General features: G+C 63.8%; 20 protein-coding genes. 12 read left to right on the forward strand and 8 right to left on the reverse strand.

Annotation, left to right across the window (positions count from 1 at the left end):
• Positions 1–6: 6 nt before the first annotated feature.
• The 4 genes from IC757_RS00520 to pyrE all read right to left on the reverse strand — a co-directional run bounded on the left by IC757_RS00520 (position 7) and on the right by pyrE (position 2,460).
• A complete protein-coding gene (locus tag IC757_RS00520) occupies positions 7–261 on the reverse strand; it encodes a helix-turn-helix domain-containing protein (RefSeq protein ID WP_190975475.1) in 255 nt (84 codons plus the stop codon).
• Positions 262–418: 157 nt separating this feature from the next.
• On the reverse strand, positions 419–1,171 hold the full coding sequence (locus tag IC757_RS00525) for a DUF3426 domain-containing protein (protein WP_190976881.1): 753 nt from the start codon (positions 1,169–1,171) through the stop codon (positions 419–421).
• A 13-nt stretch (positions 1,172–1,184) separates the two neighbouring features.
• Positions 1,185–1,811, reverse strand: a complete 627-nt coding sequence (locus tag IC757_RS00530) for a DUF4124 domain-containing protein (RefSeq protein WP_190975476.1) — start codon at positions 1,809–1,811, stop codon at positions 1,185–1,187.
• A gap of 7 nt (positions 1,812–1,818) precedes the next feature.
• On the reverse strand, positions 1,819–2,460 hold the full coding sequence (gene pyrE / locus IC757_RS00535) for an orotate phosphoribosyltransferase (protein ID WP_190975477.1): 642 nt from the start codon (positions 2,458–2,460) through the stop codon (positions 1,819–1,821).
• Positions 2,461–2,550: 90 nt separating this feature from the next.
• Between pyrE and IC757_RS00540 the strand changes: the two genes are divergently transcribed.
• The 5 genes from IC757_RS00540 (at position 2,551) to IC757_RS00560 (ending at position 9,132) form a co-directional block, all read left to right on the forward strand.
• Entirely contained in the window at positions 2,551–3,276 is a 726-nt protein-coding gene (locus IC757_RS00540) for an ABC transporter ATP-binding protein (protein ID WP_190975478.1), read from the forward strand.
• Positions 3,277–3,286: 10 nt separating this feature from the next.
• Entirely contained in the window at positions 3,287–5,650 is a 2,364-nt protein-coding gene (locus tag IC757_RS00545; RefSeq protein WP_190976882.1) for an ABC transporter permease, read from the forward strand.
• Between the two features lie 8 nt (positions 5,651–5,658).
• Entirely contained in the window at positions 5,659–6,858 is a 1,200-nt protein-coding gene (locus IC757_RS00550) for an efflux RND transporter periplasmic adaptor subunit (protein WP_190975479.1), read from the forward strand.
• A 98-nt stretch (positions 6,859–6,956) separates the two neighbouring features.
• Positions 6,957–7,724, forward strand: coding sequence for an exodeoxyribonuclease III (locus tag IC757_RS00555; RefSeq protein ID WP_190975480.1), 768 nt, complete (start codon positions 6,957–6,959; stop codon positions 7,722–7,724).
• Positions 7,714–9,132, forward strand: coding sequence for an AmpG family muropeptide MFS transporter (locus IC757_RS00560; RefSeq protein WP_190975481.1), 1,419 nt, complete (start codon positions 7,714–7,716; stop codon positions 9,130–9,132). The genes IC757_RS00555 and IC757_RS00560 overlap by 11 nt, the downstream gene beginning before the upstream one ends.
• A 48-nt stretch (positions 9,133–9,180) precedes the next feature.
• Here the strand turns inward: IC757_RS00560 and IC757_RS00565 are convergent, their stop codons facing one another.
• From IC757_RS00565 to IC757_RS00575, 3 genes are read right to left on the reverse strand one after another with little or no spacing between them, the layout of a single operon-like run.
• Positions 9,181–9,831 (reverse strand): hypothetical protein, encoded by a 651-nt coding sequence (locus IC757_RS00565; RefSeq protein WP_190975482.1) that lies wholly within the window; start codon positions 9,829–9,831, stop codon positions 9,181–9,183.
• Between the two features lie 19 nt (positions 9,832–9,850).
• Positions 9,851–11,005 (reverse strand): anhydro-N-acetylmuramic acid kinase, encoded by a 1,155-nt coding sequence (locus IC757_RS00570; RefSeq protein WP_190975483.1) that lies wholly within the window; start codon positions 11,003–11,005, stop codon positions 9,851–9,853.
• A gap of 13 nt (positions 11,006–11,018) precedes the next feature.
• Positions 11,019–12,467 carry a peptidoglycan DD-metalloendopeptidase family protein gene (locus IC757_RS00575; protein ID WP_190975484.1) on the reverse strand — a complete coding sequence of 483 codons (1,449 nt, stop codon included), beginning with the start codon at positions 12,465–12,467 and terminating at the stop codon, positions 11,019–11,021.
• Between the two features lie 167 nt (positions 12,468–12,634).
• On the opposite strand from IC757_RS00575, the gene tyrS reads away from it, so the two are divergent.
• The gene (gene tyrS, locus IC757_RS00580; protein WP_190975485.1) at positions 12,635–13,822 is read left to right on the forward strand and encodes a tyrosine--tRNA ligase; all 1,188 of its coding nucleotides are present in this window, start codon (positions 12,635–12,637) and stop codon (positions 13,820–13,822) included.
• 47 nt (positions 13,823–13,869) lie between these two features.
• Here the strand turns inward: tyrS and IC757_RS00585 are convergent, their stop codons facing one another.
• On the reverse strand, positions 13,870–14,049 hold the full coding sequence (locus IC757_RS00585) for a PLDc N-terminal domain-containing protein (RefSeq protein ID WP_190975486.1): 180 nt from the start codon (positions 14,047–14,049) through the stop codon (positions 13,870–13,872).
• Positions 14,050–14,281: 232 nt separating this feature from the next.
• Between IC757_RS00585 and IC757_RS00590 the strand changes: the two genes are divergently transcribed.
• The 6 genes from IC757_RS00590 (at position 14,282) to argC (ending at position 23,046) form a co-directional block, all read left to right on the forward strand.
• On the forward strand, positions 14,282–16,936 hold the full coding sequence (locus IC757_RS00590) for a TonB-dependent receptor plug domain-containing protein (RefSeq protein WP_223846188.1): 2,655 nt from the start codon (positions 14,282–14,284) through the stop codon (positions 16,934–16,936).
• 356 nt (positions 16,937–17,292) lie between these two features.
• Positions 17,293–18,300 carry an N-acetylornithine carbamoyltransferase gene (locus tag IC757_RS00595; RefSeq protein ID WP_190975487.1) on the forward strand — a complete coding sequence of 336 codons (1,008 nt, stop codon included), beginning with the start codon at positions 17,293–17,295 and terminating at the stop codon, positions 18,298–18,300.
• A 77-nt stretch (positions 18,301–18,377) separates the two neighbouring features.
• Positions 18,378–19,589: an argininosuccinate synthase domain-containing protein gene (locus tag IC757_RS00600; RefSeq protein WP_190975488.1), complete on the forward strand. Its 1,212-nt coding sequence runs from the start codon at positions 18,378–18,380 to the stop codon at positions 19,587–19,589.
• Between the two features lie 119 nt (positions 19,590–19,708).
• Complete coding sequence (locus tag IC757_RS00605; protein ID WP_190975489.1) at positions 19,709–20,785, forward strand: acetylornithine deacetylase; 1,077 nt, start codon at positions 19,709–19,711, stop codon at positions 20,783–20,785.
• Entirely contained in the window at positions 20,778–22,109 is a 1,332-nt protein-coding gene (locus IC757_RS00610) for an acetylglutamate kinase (protein WP_190975490.1), read from the forward strand. Before IC757_RS00605 ends, IC757_RS00610 begins: the two co-directional genes overlap by 8 nt.
• Complete coding sequence (argC, locus tag IC757_RS00615) at positions 22,099–23,046, forward strand: N-acetyl-gamma-glutamyl-phosphate reductase (protein WP_190975491.1); 948 nt, start codon at positions 22,099–22,101, stop codon at positions 23,044–23,046. The genes IC757_RS00610 and argC overlap by 11 nt, the downstream gene beginning before the upstream one ends.
• The last annotated feature ends 114 nt before the right edge of the window (positions 23,047–23,160 follow it).

Consider the following 23,160-nt stretch of genomic DNA (forward strand, 5'->3'; position numbering starts at 1 on the left):
GGTCGGTTACTGGTCCAGCTGGTAGCGCTTGATGCGGTTTCTCAGGGTTGTTCGGGTGATCCCCAGAATCGCGGCGGCCCGTGACTGGTTGCCGTCGGCAAATTCCAGCACGGTCTTGATCAGGGGCTTTTCGACTGTGTTCATGATCAGCCCATGCAGGTGATCGGGGTCGATTCCTCCCATGTCGTCCAGGTACTGGCGGACGACCTGACGGGTGAATTCCTCGAGTGATGGCTCGTGGCGGCCGGAACTGGAGGGCAAGGTGTATTCCTCGATGCTTCGATATCCAACGGGGCAGATGAACCGGAAGCCGGCAGCGACACGTCCCTGAGTGTGCCGTTCCGACCTTGCCGATATGCGAGATGCATAATCTAGCACACCCTCTGCCGGGATGCCGCCCCCGGGGTCGCCGACAGGCTCAGAAAAATCGTATGCCGAACCCGGCCGGCTCGGTCGGACCGACCACGAACTCCATGACCACCGGCACGATGGTGCCAGGCATCATGCCCTCACCGAGCCGATGATTCGCCTGCAGGTAATCTTCCGGTTCAAGTCGTCGAATGCCCAGCAGTTGCTGGCTGCCATCGTAGAAGCGCACCTCCACCACCGGCCAGGCTATGGTGTGATCGCCGGTGTTGCGCAGGCTGGTACTGACCACCATGGCATCATCGAGGCTGGGGTGGTGGTGCATGTCGCGCGACATGACCTGGATCAGCTCATTCGGGTCGATCTGTTCGGCCGCAGGGCTCCCGCCCCACCGTTGCAGAAACGAGCCCGGTGTCTGCCAAAGCATCCAGCCCTGCGCCAGCAGGATGATCAGCAGCAGTGCGCTGATGCCCGGCCACAACGGCTGTGGCCATGGTCGCCCGCTCGCTGCGGGCAGCTTGAGCTCCGGCACCGGATCGGATGGCGACGCGTCTTCCTCCGCCTGCGCGGGCTCGTCGACACTGACAGGAAGTTCGGCCTGTATGAGTTCGGCGTGTTCCAGCAGCGGCGGCATGCCACTGCCACGCAGCGGCTCGGTGCTATCCCCCGGGGAGTGCGTGAACAGCTGAGACAGGGCATTGAAGGTCTTGCCGCAGTTGCCGCAACGAACGACACCGGCGGCCTCGGCCATCAGGGGGGCGGTCAGCTCGTAACCGGCCTGGCAGCCGGGGCAGCGGGTATACATCGCCGCCGGGCCGTCAGGAACCTGCGTCCCGGCCGGTCAACTCGCGAAAACGCTCCAGATCGTTACGGTAGCGCTCGCGAATCTCCGCTTCGCGCTCGTCTACCCAGTCCAGGTCGCCGCGCAATCGACGCAAATCGTCACGGGCCTGATTGATCTCTTCTTCCAGGTGCGGTGGCACGCTTCTTCCGGCATCGCTGTGCTCTGCGGCCCGCGCCATGAGGCGTTCAAAGCGATGTTCGATCTGGTCCACCGCCACGCGGATTGAAGCCCGTTGACTGTTGATTGTGACCAGCTCCACTTCCTTGGCCGAGAGAATGGATTCCTCGTCGCTGTGTGTGGCCAGCAGGCGCCGATCACGGGCTTCCTGGCTGCGCTGTTCGCGGGCCAGATCTCGCGCCCGTCGGCGTTCGGCGCGACGCTCTGCCAGCTCCTCGGTCGTGGGGGCCGGCTCGACCCGTTCACGTACGATGCCGTCCCGGCCCAGAATCTCGTAGCCGCGTCGGGCGTGCTCGGGCGGCACCGAGTGGCCGTAGTGCACTTCGCCTTCTTCATCGACCCAGCGATAGACCGTCTGTGCCAGTGCGCTTCCGAGCACCGACATCAACGCAAGAGTCAGTAACAGGCGAGAGATGGTTGACATGCTGTCTTCAGGCCCCGAATCGAGACTGGTATTCTGCCATTGAATCACGATGTTCGGCCAAATCCCGGCGATCGTCAAGCCAGGTGATCAGATCGCTCAGCGTGGCGATGGCGATGACCTCCAGGCCCGATGCGCGCACCATCGAGACAGCCGAACGGCTGTCCTGGCCCCGTTCCTGGCGATCGAGCGCAATGGCCACGCCTCCGGCTTGCGCCCCGGCCTGGCTGATCAGTTGCACCGATTCTGTCACCGAAGTGCCGGCCGAAATCACGTCATCCACGATCAGTACGCGCCCTTGTAGCGGGGCGCCGACGATCTGCCCGCCCTCACCGTGCGCCTTGGCTTCCTTGCGGTTGAAGGCAAACGGCAGGTTGATGTCATGGTCGCGAAACAGGCTTATGGCAATGGCCGAGACCAGCGGGATGCCCTTGTAGGCCGGCCCGAACAGCATGTCGAATTCATGGTCTGAAGCAGCAATGGCTTCGGCATAACAACGGGCCAGGCCGTCGATGGCGGCACCGTCATTGAATGCACCGGCATTGAAGAAATACGGGCTTTGCCGGCCCGACTTGAGCGTGAACTGACCGAACCGCAGCGCCTGTTGGGCGTGAGCGAGGTCCAGAAAGCGTTGGGTCCAGGGAGAAATCATCCCGTCATTTTAGCCGCAATTGCTCAAGGTCAAGTTCCGGCGTTGGAACAGGGGTAGGATGAGGCCCTTCGGATCAGTCAGAACCAGACCATGATGGAAGCGCCCGCCAGCGACCGTTGCGTGTTCCAGGCCCGCGGCCTGACCAAGGTTTATCAGATGGGCGAGGTCGCAATCCACGCGCTGCGCGGCGTCGATCTTTCGCTGTATGCCGGTGAGCTGGTGGTCCTGCTCGGGGCCTCGGGTTCGGGCAAGTCCACCCTGCTCAACATCATGGGCGGGCTGGACGCGGCCACCGATGGCGAGCTGCGCTATCTCGACCAGGATCTCAGTCGCGCCAGTGACCGTGATCTAACCCGGTTCCGACGCGACCATGTCGGCTTCGTGTTCCAGTTCTACAACATGATCCCGTCGCTGACCGCGCGCGAGAACGTGGCCATCGTCACCGAGATCGCCAGAAATCCCATGCGCCCGGAAGAGGCGCTGGAGCTGGTTGGCCTGGCCGATCGCATGGACCATTTTCCGTCCCAGCTCTCTGGCGGCGAGCAACAGCGCGTGGCCATCGCCCGCGCCGTGGCCAAGCGCCCGGCGGTGCTGATGTGCGACGAGCCCACCGGCGCGCTGGATTCGAAGACCGGGGTGCGGGTGCTGCAGGTCATCGAGCACATCAACGAGGAACTGGGCACGACTACGGCGGTGATCACCCACAACGAGGTCATCGGCGAGATGGCCGACCGCGTCATCCGCCTCAAGGACGGCCGCGTCGACGAGGAGCATCGCAACCAGCGCCGGGCCGACCCGGCCGACCTGAAATGGTAGCGCCGGCGTGATTCCCACCCTGCACCGCAAGCTGATTCGCGATCTGGGCGAGATGAAGGGCCAGATCGCGGCCATTGCGGTGGTCATGGCCGCCGGGGTGATGACCCTGGTGCTGGCGGTCAGCTCGCTCGACAGCATTCGCCTGTCGAAAGACCGCTTCTACACTGACTACCAGTTCGCCGACCTGTTCGCCAGCCTGACCCGGGCGCCCGACACCCTGGTCGGGCGTCTTGGCGAGATCGAGGGCATCAACCTGGTCGAAACCCGGGTGGTCGCGCCGGTGCGGCTGGAAGTGCCCGAGTTTGTCGACCCGGTGCGCGGTCACGTGCTGTCCATTCCCGACGGCCGCCAGCCCCTGCTCAACCGCCTCTACCTGGCCGCCGGCAGCCTGCCCGAATCCGGGCGTTCCGACCAGGTCGTGATCAGCCAGCCCTTTGCCGAGGCGCACGATCTCAATGTCGGCGACGAGCTGCGCATCATCATCCGCGGTCGCTACGAACGCTTGCGCGTGAGCGGCGTGGCCCTGTCGCCGGAATTCGTCTACCAGGTTGCGCCCACCGACCTTCTGCCCGATTACGAACGCTACGCGGTGATGTGGATGAACCGGCGCGCGCTGGCCAACGCCTTCGGCATGGACGGGGCCTTCAACAGCGTTGTGGCCAGCGTGCAGGCCGGCGCCGACCAGCGCGACGTGATCGATCGCATGGACCGCCTGCTCGCGCCCTACGGCGGCATCGGTGCGCATGATCGCGAGGACGTCATGTCGCACCGCATCCTGATCGAGGAAATCGCGCAGCTGGAGGTCATGACCATCGTCCTGCCCGGTGTGTTCATGGGCGTGTCGGCTTTTCTGCTCAGCGTGCTGATGGGCCGGATCGTCACCACCCAGCGCCAGCAGATCGCCGTGATCAAGGCGTTTGGCTATTCCGATGGCGATCTGGCCGTACACTACGCGCTGCTGACCGGCATGATTGTAGCCGTGGGCGTGGCCCTGGGGCTGGTCCTTGGTGCCTGGGCCGGCGAAGGCATGGCGGCACTCTATGCCGAGTATTTCCGTTTCCCGGAGACCATCACCCGCATGCAGGGCCGCGTGGTGGCGCTGGCCATTCTGGTGTCCGCCGCCGCGGCCGGCCTGGGCACGTTCCGGGCCGTGCACCAGGCCGTGCGCCTGCCGCCGGCCGAAGCCATGCGCCCGCCCGCCCCGGCCGAGTTTCACCAAAGCTGGTTCGATCGCTCGGCGGCCGGCCGCTGGCTGGCCCAGACCACGCGCATGGTGCTGCGCAATGTCTCGCGCCATCCGGTCAAGGCCTCGCTGACCGTGGCCGGTATCGCCCTGTCCGGGGCACTGCTGCTGCTCGGCCATTACCAGTTCGGCTCGGTCAAGCACCTCGTCGAGCTGCAGTACCGCGACGTGATGAAGATGGATGTTCACGTCACTTTCGTCGAACCGACCTCCTTGGGCGTGTTGAACGAGATCCGCGCCCTGCCCGGCGTGCATTACGTCGAAGGCTACCGCAACGTGCCGGTGCGCCTGGCCAACGGACACATGAGCGAACGCACCGCGATTTCCGGCTTGCCGGCCCAACCGCAACTGCGCGGCCTGATCGACAGCCAGTACCGGTCCATCCGCCTGCCGCCCGATGGCCTGTTCCTGACCCGCTACCTGGCCGAGGAGCTGGGTCTGGCGCTGGGCGACCGGGTCGAAGTGGAGGTCCTTGAAGGCCAGCGCCAGGTGATCGATCTGCCGCTGGCCGGCGTCATCGATGAGCCGCTGGGCTTGAGTGGCTATATGCACATCGAGGCGCTCAATACATTGATGCGCGAGAGCCCGGCCGTCAGCGGCGCCTGGCTGCTGATCGACCGCGACCAGCGCCAGGCCTTGTTCGACCGGCTGTGGGACGCCTCGCGCGTGGCCGGCATCAGCCAGATCAGCGAGGCCGAAGACGGGCTGCGCGAGTACATGGAAGACACCGTGCTGGCGATGATGGCCATCCTGCTGCTGCTGGCCGGCTCGATCACCTTCGCGCTGGTCTACAACAATGCCCGCATCGCCTTTGCCGAACGCTCGCGCGAGCTGGCCACGCTGCGCGTGCTCGGTTTCAGTCGCGGCCAGGTCGGCTGGGTGCTCATCGGCGAGATTGCCCTGCTGACCCTGGCGGCCATTCCGCTGGCCTGGCTGTTGGGCACCGGTTTTGCCTGGCTGCTCAGCCTGGCCTTCCAGATGGACATGATGCGTGTCCCGTTCCATATCACCCATCAGTCCTACGCCTTCGCCGCCGCGGGCGTCGTCGTGGCCTCGGCCCTGTCGGTGGTCCTGATCGTCCGGCGTCTGGCCACGCTGGACATGGTTTCTGCTCTCAAAAGCATCGAGTAGGTTTGTCAATGAACACGAAAAAGCGCTGGATTCTCATTCTCGTCGCCCTGGCCGCCCTGGTACTGCTGGTGCTGGCGCTCAGGCCCTCTCCCACGGTGGTCAACACCGCCGACGTTGTCGCCGATCGCTTTGTCGAGTCGGTCGATGAAGAAGGGCGTACCCGACTGCGCGACACCTACACGATCTCGGCGCCCATTGCCGGCTACCTGCAACGCGTGCAGCCCGAGCCCGGCGATGATGTCGAGCTCGGAGCGGTGATGTTTCGCATGGAGCCGCACCCGGCGCCGGCGCTGGATGCGCGCAGCCTGGAACAGGCACGTGAGAACCTGGCCGCGGCCCGCGCCCGCCGCCAGAGTGCCGAGGCCAACCTGGAAACCGCCGTGGCCGACGCCGAATTCGCCGCCAGCGAGTACGAGCGCTACCGCGAGTTGCACGAGCGGGGCCTGGTGTCCACTGCCGAGATGGAGCGGGCACGTTCGACGCGGGATCGTCAGCGTGCCGCGGCGCGGGCCGCCGAGCATGCCGTCGAGGTGGCCGGTTTCGAGGTCGAGAGTGCGCGCACCCTGATCGATATCGCCAGTGGCGAGCGCCCGCCCGAAGACCAGCCGCAGTTGGAAGTGCGGTCCCCGGTCGGCGGCGTGGTACTCCGGCGCCACCGCTGCTGCGAAGGCGCGATCGCGGCCGGCGAGCCGGTGCTGGATGTCGGCAGCCTGGAAGACCTGGAAGTACAGGTCGATCTGCTGTCCATGGCAGCCGTGCGGGTCCGGCCCGACATGCGCGTGGAGATGACCGGCTGGGGCGGCGACGAGCCGCTGATGGGCACGGTCCGGCGCGTCGAGCCGGCCGGCTTCACGCGTGTCTCGGCGCTGGGCGTGGACGAGCAGCGCGTGCCGGTGATCATCGATTTCGACGAGCCTGAACAGGCATTCGAGAAGCTGGGGGTTGGTTACCGGGTCGAGGCCGAGTTCATCCTCTGGGAAGGTGAGGATGTTGTCCAGGTGCCGACCAGTGCCCTGTTCCGCCGCGATGGCGAATGGCACGTGTTCGTGATCGATAACGCCCGTGCGCGCCTGCGCCGGATCGAGACCGGCCGCCGCAGTGGCCTGACGGTGCAGGTCATCGAAGGACTGGAGCCAGGCGAGGAGGTCATTACCCATCCCGGCGACCAGATCACGGACGGCGCCCGCGTCAGCGCCATGCGCAGGTGATGATCACGGCAGTGGGCTGATTCGTCCGTCCGATACTGTGTGGACCGCGACACTCGCGTTACCATTGGCAGTTGCTCTTACCGGACCGTTCTTGATCCATGCGAGTGATCAGTCTCAATGCCAACGGCATCCGCGCGGCCGCGCGCAAGGGGTTTTTCGACTGGCTCAAAGGCCAGAAGGCCGATTTTGTCTGCATCCAGGAAACCAAGGCCCAGCACTGGCAGCTGGCCGACCGCGACTTCTTTCCGGTCGGCTATCACAGCTACTACCACGATGCCGAGAAAAAGGGCTATTCCGGCGTTGCGCTGTATGCCCGACACCAGCCCGACCAGGTCAGCTACGGGCTGGGCTGGGACGAGTTCGACAGCGAGGGGCGCTGGCTGCAGGCCGATTTCGGCGAGTTGTCGGTGATCTCGCTGTATCTCCCCTCGGGCACCTCCAAGGACGAGCGCCAGCAATTCAAGTACCGCTGCATGGACCGTCTCAAGCCGCGCCTGGAGGAAATGGCCGGCAACGGTCGCGACTACATCATCTGTGGTGACTGGAACATCGCCCACAAGGAAATCGACCTGAAGAACTGGAAGGCCAACCAGAAGAATTCCGGTTTCCTGCCCGAGGAGCGCGCCTGGATGGACGAGGTGTTCGGTCCCGTCGGGCTGCATGACGGCTTCCGGCTGGTCGATCCGAATCCGGATCGCTATACCTGGTGGTCCAACCGCGGCCGGGCCTGGGACAACAACGTGGGATGGCGTATCGACTACCAGGTCATCAGCTCCGGTCTGGCCGACCGCGTGCGCGGCGCCGACATCTACACCGACGAGCGCTTCTCCGACCATGCCCCGCTGATTCTCGACTATGCCGATTGATTCCGCGAAGGTCGAAGATGCGAACGGCAAACTGCGCGAGCCGTTCTGGAAACTGTTTGCCGACCGGCGCCTGATCTACATCTTCATCCTCGGTTTCGCCAGCGGCTTTCCCTGGGCGGTGATCGGCAATGCCTTCTCGGTCTGGCTGAGCGATGCCGGCCTGACCCGCACCAGCATCGGCGTGCTCGGTTCGGTGACCATGATCTTCGCGCTGAATTTCACCTGGGCGCCGTTGCTTGATCGGGTCAAGCTGCCCTGGCTGTGCGCCCGTTTCGGTCAGCGCCGCGGCTGGATCCTGCTGGCCCAGGCCGGTGTGTTCCTGGGCACGCTGGCGATGGCGGCCATTGATCCCACGGTTGGCGTGACCGCCGTGGCCCTGGTTGCGGCCTTCGTGGTATTCGGTGCAGCCACCCAGGACGTGGGCATCGATGCCTATCGCATCGAGACCATCCCGGCCTCCGAGCCGCGCGGCATGGCCGCGGCTGCCGCGGTGACCGCGGCCGGCTGGTGGACGGGGGCGGGCCTGCCGGGCGCCGGCGCCTTCTGGCTTGCGGGCACGGCGCCTGGTGGATGGTCCACCGCGTTCCACTTTCTCGCCCTGGTCATGGCGCTGCTGGTCATCGTCACGCTGCTGTTCTTGCCCGAACCGGAATCCGACCGCGAGGCCCAGCAGGCCGCCGACGAGGCGCGGGTGCGCGAGGCGCTGAGCAAGCGCCGCAGGCCCGGACGGATCAGCACGGTCGTGGCCTGGTTCACCGTTACCGCCATTCTGCCTTTCGCCGAGTTCGTGCGCCGCAACGGCATCAAGCTCACCATTTCGATACTCGGCTTTATTGTGCTGTTCAAGATCGGCGAGGCCTTCATGGGCCGCATGGCCGCGGTGTTCTACCGCGAGCTGGGATTCAGCCACCAGGAAATCGCCCTGGTCAGCGGGGTCATGGGCTGGTTCACGATGACACTGTTCATGCTGCTCTCCGGCGTAATCAACGTGCGCATGGGTATTTTCAAAGGGTTGTTGATCAGTGGTGTGGCCATGGCCCTGGCCAACCTGGTCTACTCGGTCATGGCGCTGGTCGGGCCGAACATGGCGCTGTTTGCCTTTGCCGTGGTCGCCGACAACTTCACCACGGCCTTTTCCACCGTGGCGTTCGTCGCCTTCATTTCCTTTTTGACCAGCCAGGTCTACACCGCCAGTCAGTACGCCGTGATGGCCTCGATGGGCAACCTCAGCCGCACCTCCCTGGCCGCGGCCAGTGGCTGGATGGTCGACATGCTGGCCGGCAGCTGGGCGATGTTCTTCTTCATCACCACCATCATGGTCACCCCCAGCCTGGTCTTGCTGTGGTGGATTCGTCACCAGCTCTATGATCGGTTGGGCGAGGTCTTTTACGCGCGGCAGCCAGGTTGACTGATGATCGACCGGGCGCGGCGACTGCCGCGCCCGCCTTGATGGGGGTTACTCGTCGCGCTCGGCGTCGTCGCGAATACGACGCTCAAGTGTGGGGTCGAGGGCCTCGGGATGAGTGGCTTCGAGTTGTTCGATCTGTTCAGGGTCGAGGATGTCCTCCACGGCCCTGCGCCAGTCGGCGTCGATGGTCTCCATCTCACCTCGAAGTTCCTCGCGCGCATCGGGTCGCTCGATGGATTCCTCGGCGTCATCGGCCAGGTCCCGCGAGAGTTCCCGGCGCAGTTCCAGTTTTCGTTGCCGGACATTCTGGCGTGCTTCGCGGCGCTCGGCCCGGGCCTGCTCGATCGCCATGATCTGTTCGCCTTCCAGGCCCAGTTCCACAACGATGGCTTCGTCGTGCCACCAGTCGGTTTCCGGTTCGGCGACGTGTCCGGTGCGCTCGGCGGGCTCCTCGGCCTCTTCTGCCTGCCGGCGATGTTCACGCATTTCCTCGCGTAGCCGCTCACGCCGCTCGGCCACCTCGTCGATGTCGTTTTCGTCCTCGGGGGTGGCAACTTCCGGATCGGTGGTGTCCGGCTCATGCTCGATTTCCTGCTCCATTTCCGGTTCGGCCGGCTCTGGTGGTGGCGGAGGGGGGTCGTCCCGGTCGCATGCAGCCAGCATCAGGGTCAGCAGCAGATACAGTGGCAGGAAACGCATAAAAGGCTCCTTGGCTGTTTCAGTGTGGGGGTTTTGATGGCGGTGGCGCGCAAATTGTTCCGGCGATGTGTGGCTGGCGGGCACCGGTAATGGCCCCGGTGGCCAGCGGACGGGCAGCCAGACGCTCGCGCGCCAGCCACGCAAACAGCACCGCCTCGACGTGATCCGGGTCGACACCGTGAGCCCGGCTGGAATCGACCGATATGTCGGGCAACCGCCCGGCAATGCGGTCGACCATGTACTGATTGTGGACGCCGCCGCCACAGACTAGCAGGCGCGTGGGCCTTGCGTCGGCACATTGTTTCAGAGCCGTTGCGATGCTGCGTGCGGTCAGTTCGACCAGCGTGGCCTGGGTGTCAGCGGGGCGATCGTGGGCCCAGTCGGGCAAGTGCCGATCCAGCCAACCGGCACTGAAGTACTCGATGCCCGTGCTCTTGGGCGGGCGACGCCTGAAGTAGGGGTCCTGCATCAGTTCAGCCAGCCATTGTTCGTCGATTTCCCCGCTGGCCGCCCAGCGACCCTGCGCATCGAACCGGCCGGCGTGGTGGCGGCGGTACCAGTCATCGATCAGGCAATTGGCCGGCCCGCTGTCAAAGCCCGAGACACCGCCGGAGGCAGGAAGCAGGGTCAGGTTGGCGATACCACCCAGGTTGAGCACTGCGCGGCTCTCGTCAGCGTGGTGAAACAGCGCTTCATGCAGCAGGGGCGCCAGGGGTGCGCCCTGACCCCCAATGGCCAGGTCGCCGCGGCGAAAATCGGTGACCGTGGCAATGCCGGTCAGAGCGGCGATGCAATGCGGGTTCCCGATCTGCAGGGTGAACGGCCAGCGGTCGTCCGGGCGGTGGAGTACGGTCTGTCCGTGCGACCCGATGGCGGCAATGTCGGCCGGTTCCAGTTCGGCCAGCCGGATGACGTGCAAGGCCGCTTTACCCAGCGCCTCGCCAAGCCGGGTATCCAGACGCGCCAGGCGGGCGGCCGGATAGTGATCGGGATCCTGGCGCAGTGCATCGAGTTCGTGCGCCAGCCCGGGATCAAACTCCAGGGTGGTGGCGGCCAGGGTGCGCGGCGCCGCTCCGGCAAAGTCGACCACGACCGCGTCGATTCCGTCCATGCTGGTGCCGGAGATGAGACCGACAAACCGGGTTGGGGTGCCACTTTCCAGGCGGCCGCTCATGGTGGGGCCGCTATCAGCAGCTCTTGGTGGAGCTTGGGCAGTCGTCCTCGGCGCTGGCCAGAAGAAGCTGGGGCTGCTCGACCTCGTCCAGGCGTGCCAGCAGCGGCCGACCCTGCGCCTGGAACTTCTCCATCAGATCTTCCGGCAGGGGATCTGCCGGCGGCAGGTCCACCGTGCGGGGGTTTCGGTGCGCGCCGTTGACCAGGAACTCGTAGTGCAGATGCGGCCCGGTGGCCATGCCGGTGGCGCCGACCCGGCCGATGGTTTCGCCCTGCTGTACCCGGTCACCCACATTCACGTGGCGCCGCGACAGGTGGAGGTAGCGAGTTTCGATGTTGTTCCCGTGCCGGATGAAAATGTAGTTTCCGTTGCGGTTGTTGTAACTCGATCGAATGACTCGCCCGTCTCCTGACGCCCACACCGGGGTGCCGGTCGGTGCGCCGTAATCGGTGCCGTTGTGCGGCTGTGTGCGGCGGGTGACCGGATGGAAGCGGCGTGGATTGAAGTCGGAGGTCACACGGGTAAAGTTCAGCGGCGCGCGCAGGAAGGCCTGGCGCATGGGGCGCCCGTCGGGTGCGAAATAGTCCGGTCCATCGCCGGCATCGAAGCGCACCGCTTCGAAGGTCTCGCCCTGGTTGACGAAGCGCGCCGCCAGAATCGGACCGTCTCTGAGATACTCGCCATCGCGCCAGACCTGCTCGTAGATCAGTGCGAAGCGATCGCCGCCACGGATTTCGAGCGCAAAGTCGATATCCCAGCCAAAGATGCTGGCCAGGCGCATGGTCAGGTTGTCCGACAGCTCGGCCTGCTGGGCGGCGCGATAAAGCGAGGTCGTGATCGTACCCTGGGTTTCGACAACCCGGTATTCCAGTTCTCGAGGCTCGGTCCGTGCTTCGATGCCGTTGTCGGTGCGCTCGACGAACAGCCAGCTTTCCTCGTCGAACTCGGCGCGCAGGCTGCGGAAGCCCTCTTCCTCGTCGATATCGAAGGCAAACTCGTCGCCGGGCCGGATCCGGGCCAGCTGCTGCGTCTTCTCGCTGGCGTTGACCACGTCGTGCAGCAAGCGGGCGCTCAGGCCCAGCTCCCGGAAAATCCGTTCCAGGGTCTGCCCGGGCTGTACTTCCACCTGCTTCCAGTCCACGGTGGGGGTGAGTGACTCATCGTTCCCGCTCTCGGCCAGCTCGTCGCCGATACCGGCCGGCGCCAGAGCGTCCTCCGTGACGACGAAATGCTGTTCCGGCAAGGTCAACGGCCTGAACTGCTGTCCAGGCTCCCCATCCGGCTTTGATGGCAGCAGCCCGATCACCACGCCGGTGCAGATCAGAATCAGCGCCGCCGCCCCGGTTCGGGGGTGGGCCTTCAGGGCCGCGGCGATCTGCCCACTGGCCGAAATGAGCCACTTACGGGCCTGGACGGCCACTGGAGCCAACTCCGGGCGCCGGGCCCGTCGGGTTGAAGCCATGGATTTTCGATTCATGCACGCCGGTTAGTGATCAAAACCCGGTAACATTACCGGCTTGTAGCCAGAGCCGTCAATGCCGAAGTCGGGCCGGGGGTGCATCCGGGCCCGGCCGGGACGATTGTCGGCGTGGCCAGGCAGACAGCTGACCAGGGTGATTGAACAGTCTGATGAGCAACTACGAAGAGCTTGTGCGCGGTGCCGCCGAGATCATCCATGCAGAGGAGCTGAAAGAGCGACTGGCCGGCGATCGCCCGCTGCGGGTGAAAGTGGGGTTTGACCCCACCGCGCCGGATCTGCACCTCGGGCATACCGTCATCATCAACGCCATGCGGCGTTTCCAGGACGCGGGCCACGAAGTGATCTTCCTGATCGGCGATTTCACCGGAATGATTGGTGACCCGACCGGAAAGAACGTCACGCGCAAGCCGCTGACCGAGGAGGATGTGCGCGCCAATGCGCAGACCTACCGCGATCAGGTCTTCCGGATCCTGGATCCTGAACGCACCGAGGTGCGTTTCAATTCCGAATGGTTTTCGGCAATGAGTGCCGCCGACATGATCCGCCTGGCCTCATGTCATACCGTGGCCCGCATGCTCGAGCGGGACGACTTCGAGAAGCGCTATCGGGGCGGGCAGCCGATCGCCATTCATGAATTCCTCTATCCGCTGGTACAGGGGCAGGATTCGGTCGAATTGCGTGCCGATATCGAGATGGGAGGCACCGACCAGAAGTTCAATCTGCTGGTCGGTCGTCAGCTGCAGTCTCAGGCCGGTCAACCGCCCCAGGTCATCATTACCTGGCCATTGCTCGAAGGCACCGATGGCGTCCAGAAGATGTCGAAGTCGCTGGACAACTATGTCGGCATTACCGAGGCGCCCAACGAGATGTTCGGCAAGATCATGAGCATTTCCGACGAGCTGATGTGGCGCTGGTTCGAGTTGCTCAGTTTCCGTTCCATTCCCGAGCTGGAAGGGCTGAAGAAGGCAGTGGCCGAGGGTCGCAACCCGCGTGACGTAAAGTTCGAGCTGGCCATCGAAATCGTCGATCGCTTCCATGGTCGTGGTGCCGGGCAGCGGGCCCGCGATGGTTTCATCGCCCGCTTTCGCGGCGGGCAGGCGCCTGAAGACATGCCCGAAAAATCCCTGCCTGCCGGTAACGAGGGGCTGGGTATTGCCGCGGCCCTGACCGGATGCGGACTGACGACCTCCAACTCCGAAGCGTTCAGGATGATCAAGCAGGGCGCGGTCAAGATCGACGGAGACAAAGTCGAGGATCGCGACATGAGCCTGGCGGCCGGCTTCGAGGGCGTGATACAGGTCGGCAAGCGTCGCTTTGCGCGACTGAAAGTCACCTGACCTGAAAGCGCGACCCGCAGGTTGGCGGGCCGCGCTTTGATTGGTTCCTACCGCTTTGGTCCCAGCAAGAGCCAGAGAATCAGCCCTACCAGGGGGAAGAACAGCAGGATCAGAATCCACAGAACCTTGGCCACGGGTCCGGCCGAGCTCTGCGCGGTCTTGATGATGGCCCAGATCACGATGATCAGCCAGATCAGGCCCAGAAGGCCGGCTACTTCGATGCCCATTCAGATACTCCCGGTGGGTGGTGGCGGAGACTATGGGCATCATACAGCGGCTGGAATGATCCGAGAAGGCAGCCGATTTGCCGAATCCTCCGCATTGGGGCAGAATCGACTTGCATGGCGATGAGCGATCGCTGCCCATTGCCATTGGCCTGAGTGCTGAAATGCCATGGGTGCGGCTGCTTGCATGGTCGAGCCCGAACAGCCAAGAGAACCTGCCTGGGAGGGATAACTAATGAACGAAGATCGTATCAGTCTGCCGGTCCGGACACTGGGTCGGAACCTGCTCTATTGCTCTGTAGCAATGGCACTGTATTGCAGCCCCGTTTTCGGCGAAAGCGTTGCCATGTCGCAGTCACAGGGCGGGGCCGCGGGGCAGTCCGCCGGTGGCGCCGATGACGAAGAGGATTCGGCTCGCCTCGAGGATGTCATCGTTGTAACCGGTACCCGCGTGGTCGGCACCGATCCGACCCAGACGCTGTCGCCGGTGGATGTTGTGGCTTCCAGTTCACTGGCCAACCAGGCCACGCCCGATCTGACCGATGGACTCAGCCGGGTGATGCCGTCGTTCAATACCCAGCGCTGGCCGATTGCCGATGGAACGGCGATTGTTCGACCGGTCACGCTGCGCAACCTGGCGCCGGACCAGACCATGGTGCTGGTCGACGGCACCCGGCGTCACCGTTCGGCGATGGTCAATCTTCAGCTGGCGCCGCTGGGTACCGTCAATCAGGGGTCGCAAGCGGTCGACTTCTCACTGATTCCCTCGGCTGCCGTTGAACGCATCGAGGTGCTGCGCGATGGCGCTTCGGCCCAGTACGGCTCGGATGCCATTGCCGGGGTGGTCAACGTCATTCTGAAAGATGCTCCCGACGGTGGCACGCTGTTCGCCCAGCACGGCGAATACTTCGAAGGTGACGGCACCCGCACCACGGTGGGTGGCAACGCCGGCTTCAGCCTCGGGACTGCCGGCTTCCTCAACGCTTCGTTTGAATACACGAATTCCGACCAGACTTCGCGCGGTGTGCCTCACGCAGATGCCGGGCCGATTGCCGACGTGGTGGGCATCGACCAGGTGCCCCTGGACGGGCTGGGCCAGCGCTGGGGCGATCCCGACGCCGAAACCTGGAAGTTTTTCGTCAACGCCGGTGTCGACCTGACCAGCATGGTCTCGCTCTATTCCCACGCCAGCTATGCCGACAGCGAGTGGCGATCGGATTTCTTCTTCCGCAATCCCGTGATGGATCCTCAGCTCGTGCCGCCGCGCGATACCCTGCAGCAGGGCACACCGCCTGATCCCGCGCCGCAGTCGCTGATCGATTCCATCCTGGGTCAGGGGCTGGACCCGGCTGACTACCTGGTAGCCGACGACGCCAGCCCGAGCGGCTTTATCCTGCGCAATCCCATCCATACCCTGTTCCCGGGCGGCTACAACCCGGACTTCGGGGCCGATATTTCCGATTTTGCCTGGGTGGTCGGTATCGACGGCATGACCGACGGTGGTCTGTCGTGGGACGTGCGTGGCCGCATTGCCGAGAACAAGATCGACTACATGGTTTCGCAGACCATCAATCCCAGTATGGGCCGCCTGTCTCCGACCTCGTTCAGGCCCGGCTCTCTGACCCAGCAGGAAACCAGTTTCAATGTCGATTTCGTGCAGCCGTTTGACCTGGATGGCCTGCACAGCCCCTTGAACGTGGCTTTCGGGCTTGAGTATCGCGACGAAACCTACAAGATTGGTGCCGGCGATCCGGCCTCGCGAGAAGCCGGGCCGACCGCGTCGGTATTTGGCCTGGGTTCCGATGGCTTTCAGGGGTTCCCGCTGGAGTCGGCCGGCAGCTTCAGCAGCGACAGCCTGGGTGCCTACGTCGACCTGGAAACCGACTTCACCGATCGCTTTTCCGGCGGGGTTGCGGTGCGTTTCGAGGAATATGACGAGTTTGGCTCCACTTTTGACTGGAAGCTGTCGGGCCGCTATGACATGACCGACCAGTTCGCCCTCAGGGCAACGGCAAGCACGGGCTTCCGGGCACCCACGCCGGGGCAGATGAACACCCTGAACGTCACCACCACGGCCAATCCCGATGGCCGGCTGATTCCCAGCGGCACCTACCCGGTAGATCACCCGGTCTCCGTGGTGCTGGGCGCGCAGCCGCTTGAGCCGGAGGAATCGCAGAACTTCACCATCGGCTTCGTGGCCAACCCCTTCGACAACACCAGCCTGACCGTGGACTACTACGACATCAGGGTCGACGATCGTCTGGCCCTTCGGGACAACGTGATCAGCGAAGGCGACCTGCCAGGCCTAATCGACCTGGGCGTCGACAATCCGGAGCTACTTGTTGGCAGTCTCGCCAACTTCTTCAGCAACGCCTTCGACTCGAAAGTCACGGGCATTGATGTGGCATCGACCAGTAACTTCGACATCGATGCCGGCGCCCTGACCCTGGACCTTCGCTACACCTACAATCGGCAGAAGGTCAGGAACGTCGCCCCGAACACCATCAACGATTCGCGCGTGTTCGACCTGGAAAACCAAGTGCCCCGGCACCGCACGAACCTGACTCTGAGCTTCGACAGCCGAGCCATGTTTTCCGGGCATGTCCGGGCCAGTCACTATGGCTCATGGGAAACTACGGGTGGGCTGTTCAGTCCGGGTGATGCCAGTGATGTCAACTCTTACAGCTCAGAGATCATCTTCGATCTGGAGGCGCGGTTCCGCTTCGCCGACCAGTTCCAGCTGGCTGTGGGCGGTGAGAACATCTTTGACACCTACCCGGGCGAGGAGCAGAACCCCACCCTGCAGTTCCTGGGCGTGAAGTATGCGCTGACCTCGCCATTCGGCTTCAATGGCGGGCAGTGGTATGCACGTCTGTCCTACGAGTTCTGAGGGATAGGCAAGTAGCCCGTCTCAAGGCCGGTTCCAGGAACCGGCCTTGAGACCACCCGCTCCGGTTGGACCCTGCGTGTCGAAGTGGATCCAATTGGATTATCGGGGGTTGCCAGCCGCCGCGCGCTGTGGCACATTGTCAGCCATGAACCTGAACCAGTCCACTGTCAGCCAGCGCCTCACCGTCGTCCGACCACTGCGTCGACGCCGAATGGTGACGCCTGCCCGTGGCTGGTCGAATCGTTAGCGCCTGTATTTTCCAACCCGACAGAACCGCTTGCGAAAGAACCCAGCCACCGGCTGGGTTTTTTCGTTTCCGGGTCTGCGAAATCCCTTGACACGAGGAGCAAGGATTGATGCGACATTTTCTGACCACCGTTGACTGGAGCCGGGATGAGCTCCAGGCCATGCTCGACCGGGCGGCGAGCTTTCGCGATCAACCGGCCGGCCAGCCGCTGGCCGGGTGCAGCGTCGCACTGCTGTTTCTCAATCCCTCGCTGAGAACGCGCGCCTCGTTTGAGGTCGGTGTCTTCGAGCTGGGCGCCCATGCCGTGATCCTGGAGCCGGGCAAGGGTGCCTGGGGCATCGAGTTCGAGCCCGGTGTGGTCATGGATGGCGATGCCGAAGAACACATCGCCGAGGTCGCGGGCGTTCTCTCGCGATATTGCGATGCCATTGCGCTGCGGGCATTTCCGCTGTTCAAGGACTGGAGCGAGGATCGCAAGGACCGGGTGATCAAGTCGCTGGCCCAACATGCCTCGGTGCCGGTGATCAACATGGAAACCATCGTCCATCCCTGCCAGGAACTGGCACTGATGCGCACCATTCAGGACCACATCGGTCGGCCTGATGGCAAGAAGTTCGTGCTGACCTGGACCTGGCATCCTCGCCCGCTCAACACCGCCGTGGCCAACTCGGCACTGCTGATCGCCAGCAAGTTCGGCATGGACATCACCCTGCTGGTGCCGGACAACGCCTACCTGCTCGACGAGCAGTTCATGGATGCCGGCTTCGAGCAGGCCGAAGCCTCCGGCGGCAGCCTGGAGGTCACTACCGATATTGAAGCCGCCTACTCCGGTGCCGAGTTCATCTACGCCAAGAGTTGGGGCGCCTTGCCCTATTACGGCAAGCCCGAACAGGAGGCGAAACTGCGCGAACCGTTCCGGCACTTCATCGTCGATGAGAAAAAGATGGCCCTGACCGACAACGCCCGGTTCAGCCATTGCCTGCCGCTCAGGCGCAATATCAAGGCCACCGACGGCGTGATGGATGCAGATTACTGTGTCGCCCTGGACGAGGCCGAGAATCGGCTGCACGTGCAGAAGGCGATGATGGTGGAGTTGATAGGAAAAGGTGAAAGGTAAGAGGTGAAAGGTGAAAGGAAAACTTTTCTCCTGATTGATTTTCCGCCTCTCGGGGTTCAGTTTTACAAGAAGGATTCATGATGTCAGATAAGAAAGCCATCGTTCTCGCCTTTTCGGGAGGGCTGGACACCAGCTACTGCGTGCTGGCGTTGAAGGAACAGGGGTTCGAGGTGCATACCGCCTTTGTCGATACCGGCGGTATTGATGCCGGGCAGAAGCGCTGGATTGCCGAGCGCGCGCGTGAGCTGGGCGCGGCCGAGCATCACGAGCTTGATGCCGGACAGCCGCTGTGGGATCAGTTCGTGGTGCCGTTGCTGTGGTCGGGTGCGCGCATGCTTGAGCAGTACCCCATGCTGTGCTCCGATCGCTATGTCATCGTGCAGCAATGCCTGGCACTGGCCGATGAACTGGACACCAGGCATTTTGCCCATGGCTGCACGGGCATGGGCAACGACCAGCTCCGCTTCGACCAGTCGGTGCGCTCGCTGGGCGACTACGAGATTCATGCCCCGATTCGCGAGTTGCAGCGCCAGACCAGCAACGTGCGCGCCCACGAGCTTGAGTTGATGGCCGAGGCCGGGGTCGATGTGCCCGAGTCGGCCAGTCGTTATTCGATCAACGAGAACCTGCTTGGCGTGACGCTGTCGGGCCAGGAAATCGATGAATTCGGTGTGCCCGGCGACGATACCCATGTCTGGTGCCGGCCGCGCAGCGAGTGGCCAGCCGAGCGGCTGGAACTGACCCTGGGCTTCGAGCAGGGGCGGGTGGTCAGTCTCGACGATCAGCCCCTATCTGGGCCGGAGCTGCTGGCCACTCTCAACCAGCGGCTGGGTGCCTACGGCGTGGGGCGACATATCTACACCGGCGATGTCTCCATCGGCCTCAAGGGCCGCATCGTGTTCGAATGCCCCGGTATCGATGCCCTGATGGTCGCCCAGCGCGCGCTCAGAGAAGCCGTCAACACCCGCCTGCAGAACCAGTTTCACCAGACCGTCGCCCAGCGCTGGGCCGAGTTGGTCTACACCGGGTTTTTCTTCGAACCGCACAAGGCCGATCTAGAGGCATACCTGGCAAGTGCCAGCAGCCATGTCACCGGCGTAGTGCGCCTGGCCACCGAAGGCGGTGCCGTGCAGGCCGTGGCCGTGGGCTCGCGCTACCTGCTCAAGGACCCGGATTCGGTCTATGCCCAGTCGGCCGGTTGGACGCCCGAGGAAGCCGAAGGCTTCGTGAAACTGCTGGGGCAGTCCTCGACCCTGGCAGCGCGGATCCGGGGGGTGGGTGAGTTGTAAGTTGTCGGTTGCAAGTTGTAAGTGCAAACTTGCCCGCACTGCCAACATTACGGACTTACAACTTATAACTGACAACTTGCAACTATCCGCCGGAGTCATCTCACCGAGAACCCTGATCAATGCCTGAAAGAATCCTCCAACATCTGAAGCACCTCATCGGCTGCGACAGCCAGAACCCGCCGCGAGACTTCGGGCCCGATGCCGCCATGTTCAGCTATTGCCGATCGGTGCTGGAAGCGTCCGGGTTTGATGTCGAGATCAGCGACCACGGTGACGGGCATGTCAATCTGTTCGCGCGCCGTGGCGCACCGAAAGTGCTGTTCAACTGTCATCTCGATACCGTGCCGGTTGGAGAGGGTTGGAGCCGACCGGCGCTGGAGCTGACGGTCGAGAACGGTCGCGCCTATGGTCGTGGCAGCTGCGATATCAAGGGTGCGGCCGCGGCCCTGCTGGCCGTCGCCGAGCAGACCAGTCAGCCCATGGCGCTGCTGTTTTCATCCGATGAAGAGGGTGCCGGCCCGTGCTGCGTCAAGGAGTTTCTGGCCGGCGGTGGTGCCAGTGGCATGGAACAGGTGGTGGTCTGCGAGCCAACCGGCTGTGAGGCTGCCCTGGCGCACCGGGGGTTTCTCTCGGTCAAGGGACGCTTTTCCGGAACGTCGGGCCATTCGTCCGAGGCGCGGGCGCTGGATGATAACGCCAATCATCGACTGGCCCGGTGGCTGACCGCCGCACTCGACTATTGCCATGGCGAGGCCGCCGCCGGACGTCCCACCTGTTTCAATCTGGGCCTGATGTCCGGCGGCACCAAGTCGAATGTCATTGCCGGCGAGGCTCACCTGCACTATTCGGCCCGACTGGCGCCGGGACAAAGCAACGATGTGCTGTTCGATGCCTTGCGTTCGCTGGGCGGTGCCGAGCGGCACGCGCGCTGGACCATCCCCTTTTCCGGGCCGCCCCTGCCGGCCGCTGGCCAGGACGGACAGGAAACCCGGGAATTCTGTCAGCGTCATGCACTGCCAGTTCGCGAATCGGTCGATTTCTGGACCGAAGCTTCCCTGTTTTCGGCGGCCGGTGTCAATGCGCTGGTCCTGGGGCCGGGAGAGATCGCCCAGGCCCATACCGCCGATGAGTGGGTGGCGCTGGAACAGCTCGACCGGGCGTTCGACATCTACCATCGGATCGTGACTAATGCCTGAGTTGAGACGAATCGTCATTGAACTGCTCGGCCAGCTCGGTTCCAGCCGTGAGGCCCGCCAGTACCTCAAGCAGTTCTCCCGCGTCGAGGAGTCGCGCTTTGCCGTGGTCAAGGTCGGCGGTGCCGTCATGCGTGACGATCTCGAGGAACTGGCCGCGGCACTGGCCTTCCTGCATCGTCTCGGGCTCACCCCCATCGTGCTGCACGGCGCCGGCCCGCAGCTTGACGAGGCCATGCATGAGGCGGGTGTGCCGGTCGAAAAGCGCGAGGGTCTCAGGGTCACGACCGAGGAAGTCATGGCCGTGGCCAGGCCGGTCATCTATCGGTCCAACGCCAGCTTGGTCGATGCCCTGGAGGCGCGCGGCGTACGTGCCCGCGGCATACAACATGGTGTGTTCAACGCCAGCCTGGTCGATCCGGAAAAACTGGGTCTGGTGGGGGAGATTGCCTCGGTCGAGCTCGAGCCGGTGCAAAGCGCCATCTCCGGCGGCGCCCTGCCGGTCGTGGCCTGCCTGGGAGAGTCTCCTTCGGGCCAGGTCATGAACATCAATGCCGATATTGCCGCACGTGAACTGGTCTGGGCGGTGAAGCCCCACAAGGTCATCTTTCTGACCGGTACCGGCGGCCTGCTCGATCATCGCGGACGGATCATCTCGGCCATCAGCCTGGTCAATGACTACGAGCATCTGCTTGCACAGGACTGGGTGCACTCGGGCATGCGTCTGAAGTTGAAACAGATTCGTGACATGCTCGAACAACTCCCAGGCGACGCATCGGTCTCGATCACTTCGGCCGGCAAGCTCACGCGTGAGCTGTTTACCCATACCGGGGCCGGTACGCTGATTCGCCGAGGTGAGCGGATTGAACATTATGATCGGATTCCCGAAAAGCGACTGGACGACCTGGTCTCCCTGCTGCAATCGAGCTTCGGCCGCAAACTACGCCCGGATTGGCTGCAGCACCGGCGGGTCAGCGCATTGCTGATGGCCGAGTCCGGTCGCGCCGCGGCCCTGCTGGTCGAAGGCCTGGACGGCCTGCCCTATCTCGACAAGTTCGTAGTCACCCCGGAGGCCCAGGGAGAAGGGCTGGGTGCCGCCCTGTGGCAGGCGGTGCGCCAGCACTGTCCGGCGCTGTACTGGCGCGCGCGCTCTGCGAATCCCATTGCCTCATGGTATTTTCAGCAGGCACATGCCACCTGTCGCCGCGGTGAGTGGGTGGTCTACAGTATCGGCATCACCGATCAGCAACGGCATGCGCGCCTGATCGATGACGCCTTTGATCGCGACTCGGGATGGATGGAGGAAGGCGAGCCCAATGAGCAATAGCAGACTGGCCCTGATCGGGGCTCGCGGCTACACCGGTCGAACCCTGCTTGAGCTGCTGTTGCAGCATCCGGGCATCGAGCTGGCCCTGGCCACAAGCGGTTCGAAGGCCGGCCGGCCGATCCGCGAGCAGGTGCCGGCCTGGCCGGACGCTGACCAGGTCTTCATCGAACTGGCGCCGGAATCGGTCGACGAGGTCGATGCCGATATCTGGGTTCTGGCGCTGCCCAATGGTCATAGCGCACCCTGGGTCGCGGCCATCGAATCAGCCAGGCCCGATGCGCTCGTCCTGGATCTCGGTGCCGACTGGCGTTTTGATGAGCAATGGGTTTACGGCCTGACCGAATTCAATCGTGATGCTATCGCCGGCGCGCGACGCATTGCCAACCCGGGTTGTTATGCCACCGCCGCCCTGTTCGGGCTGTTGCCGATCCGGCGATCGCTCGCCTCGCCGCCGGTGGTGTTCGGGGTCTCGGGCTATAGCGGGGCCGGCAGCACGCCCTCGCCGCGTAACGACCCGGATCGTCTGCACGACAATCTCATGCCTTATGCGCTGACCGGGCATGTCCATGAATCGGAGATCTCCACCCACCTGGCACGACCGGTCAGGTTCCACCCGCACGTGGCACCTTTTTTTCGCGGCATATCGGCGACATTGTCTGTCACGCTGACCGAAACCGTCTCCGCCAGCGAGCTCCGATCGGTGTATGCCGAGCGCCTGGCCGATGAGCCGCTGATCGAGGTCTGCGAAGCCATCCCCGAGATTCGCCAGGTCGCCAACACGCCGCGCCTGGCCATCGGCGGTTTTTCAGTCGATCAGCGCGACCCCATGCGCGCCACTTTCGTCGTCGTGCTCGACAACCTGCTCAAGGGCGCGGCCAGCCAGGCGCTGCAGAACATCAACCTCGCGCTAGGTTTCGATGAGCTGGCAGGCATTTAACGAGGATTGCGCCATGAATAATGATATTCGAACCGCAGATGAACGCAGATCAACGCGGATGCTGATCGGTGAATACAGGAGAATCTGCGTGTATCTGCGTTCATCTGCGGTTCC

The sequence above is a fragment of the Wenzhouxiangella sp. AB-CW3 genome (assembly GCF_014725735.1).
Lineage (GTDB): Bacteria > Pseudomonadota > Gammaproteobacteria > Xanthomonadales > Wenzhouxiangellaceae > Wenzhouxiangella.

Coding starts and splice junctions, on each gene's coding strand:
- IC757_RS00525 (WP_190976881.1), bottom strand. CDS start 1,171: ATGTATACCCGCTGCCCCGGCTGCCAGGCCGGTTACGAGCTGACCGCC.
- IC757_RS00530 (WP_190975476.1), bottom strand. CDS start 1,811: ATGTCAACCATCTCTCGCCTGTTACTGACTCTTGCGTTGATGTCGGTG.
- pyrE (WP_190975477.1), bottom strand. CDS start 2,460: ATGATTTCTCCCTGGACCCAACGCTTTCTGGACCTCGCTCACGCCCAA.
- IC757_RS00540 (WP_190975478.1), top strand. CDS start 2,551: ATGATGGAAGCGCCCGCCAGCGACCGTTGCGTGTTCCAGGCCCGCGGC.
- IC757_RS00550 (WP_190975479.1), top strand. CDS start 5,659: ATGAACACGAAAAAGCGCTGGATTCTCATTCTCGTCGCCCTGGCCGCC.
- IC757_RS00555 (WP_190975480.1), top strand. CDS start 6,957: ATGCGAGTGATCAGTCTCAATGCCAACGGCATCCGCGCGGCCGCGCGC.
- IC757_RS00560 (WP_190975481.1), top strand. CDS start 7,714: ATGCCGATTGATTCCGCGAAGGTCGAAGATGCGAACGGCAAACTGCGC.
- IC757_RS00565 (WP_190975482.1), bottom strand. CDS start 9,831: ATGCGTTTCCTGCCACTGTATCTGCTGCTGACCCTGATGCTGGCTGCA.
- IC757_RS00570 (WP_190975483.1), bottom strand. CDS start 11,005: ATGAGCGGCCGCCTGGAAAGTGGCACCCCAACCCGGTTTGTCGGTCTC.
- IC757_RS00575 (WP_190975484.1), bottom strand. CDS start 12,467: ATGGCTTCAACCCGACGGGCCCGGCGCCCGGAGTTGGCTCCAGTGGCC.
- tyrS (WP_190975485.1), top strand. CDS start 12,635: ATGAGCAACTACGAAGAGCTTGTGCGCGGTGCCGCCGAGATCATCCAT.
- IC757_RS00585 (WP_190975486.1), bottom strand. CDS start 14,049: ATGGGCATCGAAGTAGCCGGCCTTCTGGGCCTGATCTGGCTGATCATC.
- IC757_RS00590 (WP_223846188.1), top strand. CDS start 14,282: ATGAACGAAGATCGTATCAGTCTGCCGGTCCGGACACTGGGTCGGAAC.
- IC757_RS00595 (WP_190975487.1), top strand. CDS start 17,293: ATGCGACATTTTCTGACCACCGTTGACTGGAGCCGGGATGAGCTCCAG.
- IC757_RS00600 (WP_190975488.1), top strand. CDS start 18,378: ATGATGTCAGATAAGAAAGCCATCGTTCTCGCCTTTTCGGGAGGGCTG.
- IC757_RS00605 (WP_190975489.1), top strand. CDS start 19,709: ATGCCTGAAAGAATCCTCCAACATCTGAAGCACCTCATCGGCTGCGAC.
- IC757_RS00610 (WP_190975490.1), top strand. CDS start 20,778: ATGCCTGAGTTGAGACGAATCGTCATTGAACTGCTCGGCCAGCTCGGT.
- argC (WP_190975491.1), top strand. CDS start 22,099: ATGAGCAATAGCAGACTGGCCCTGATCGGGGCTCGCGGCTACACCGGT.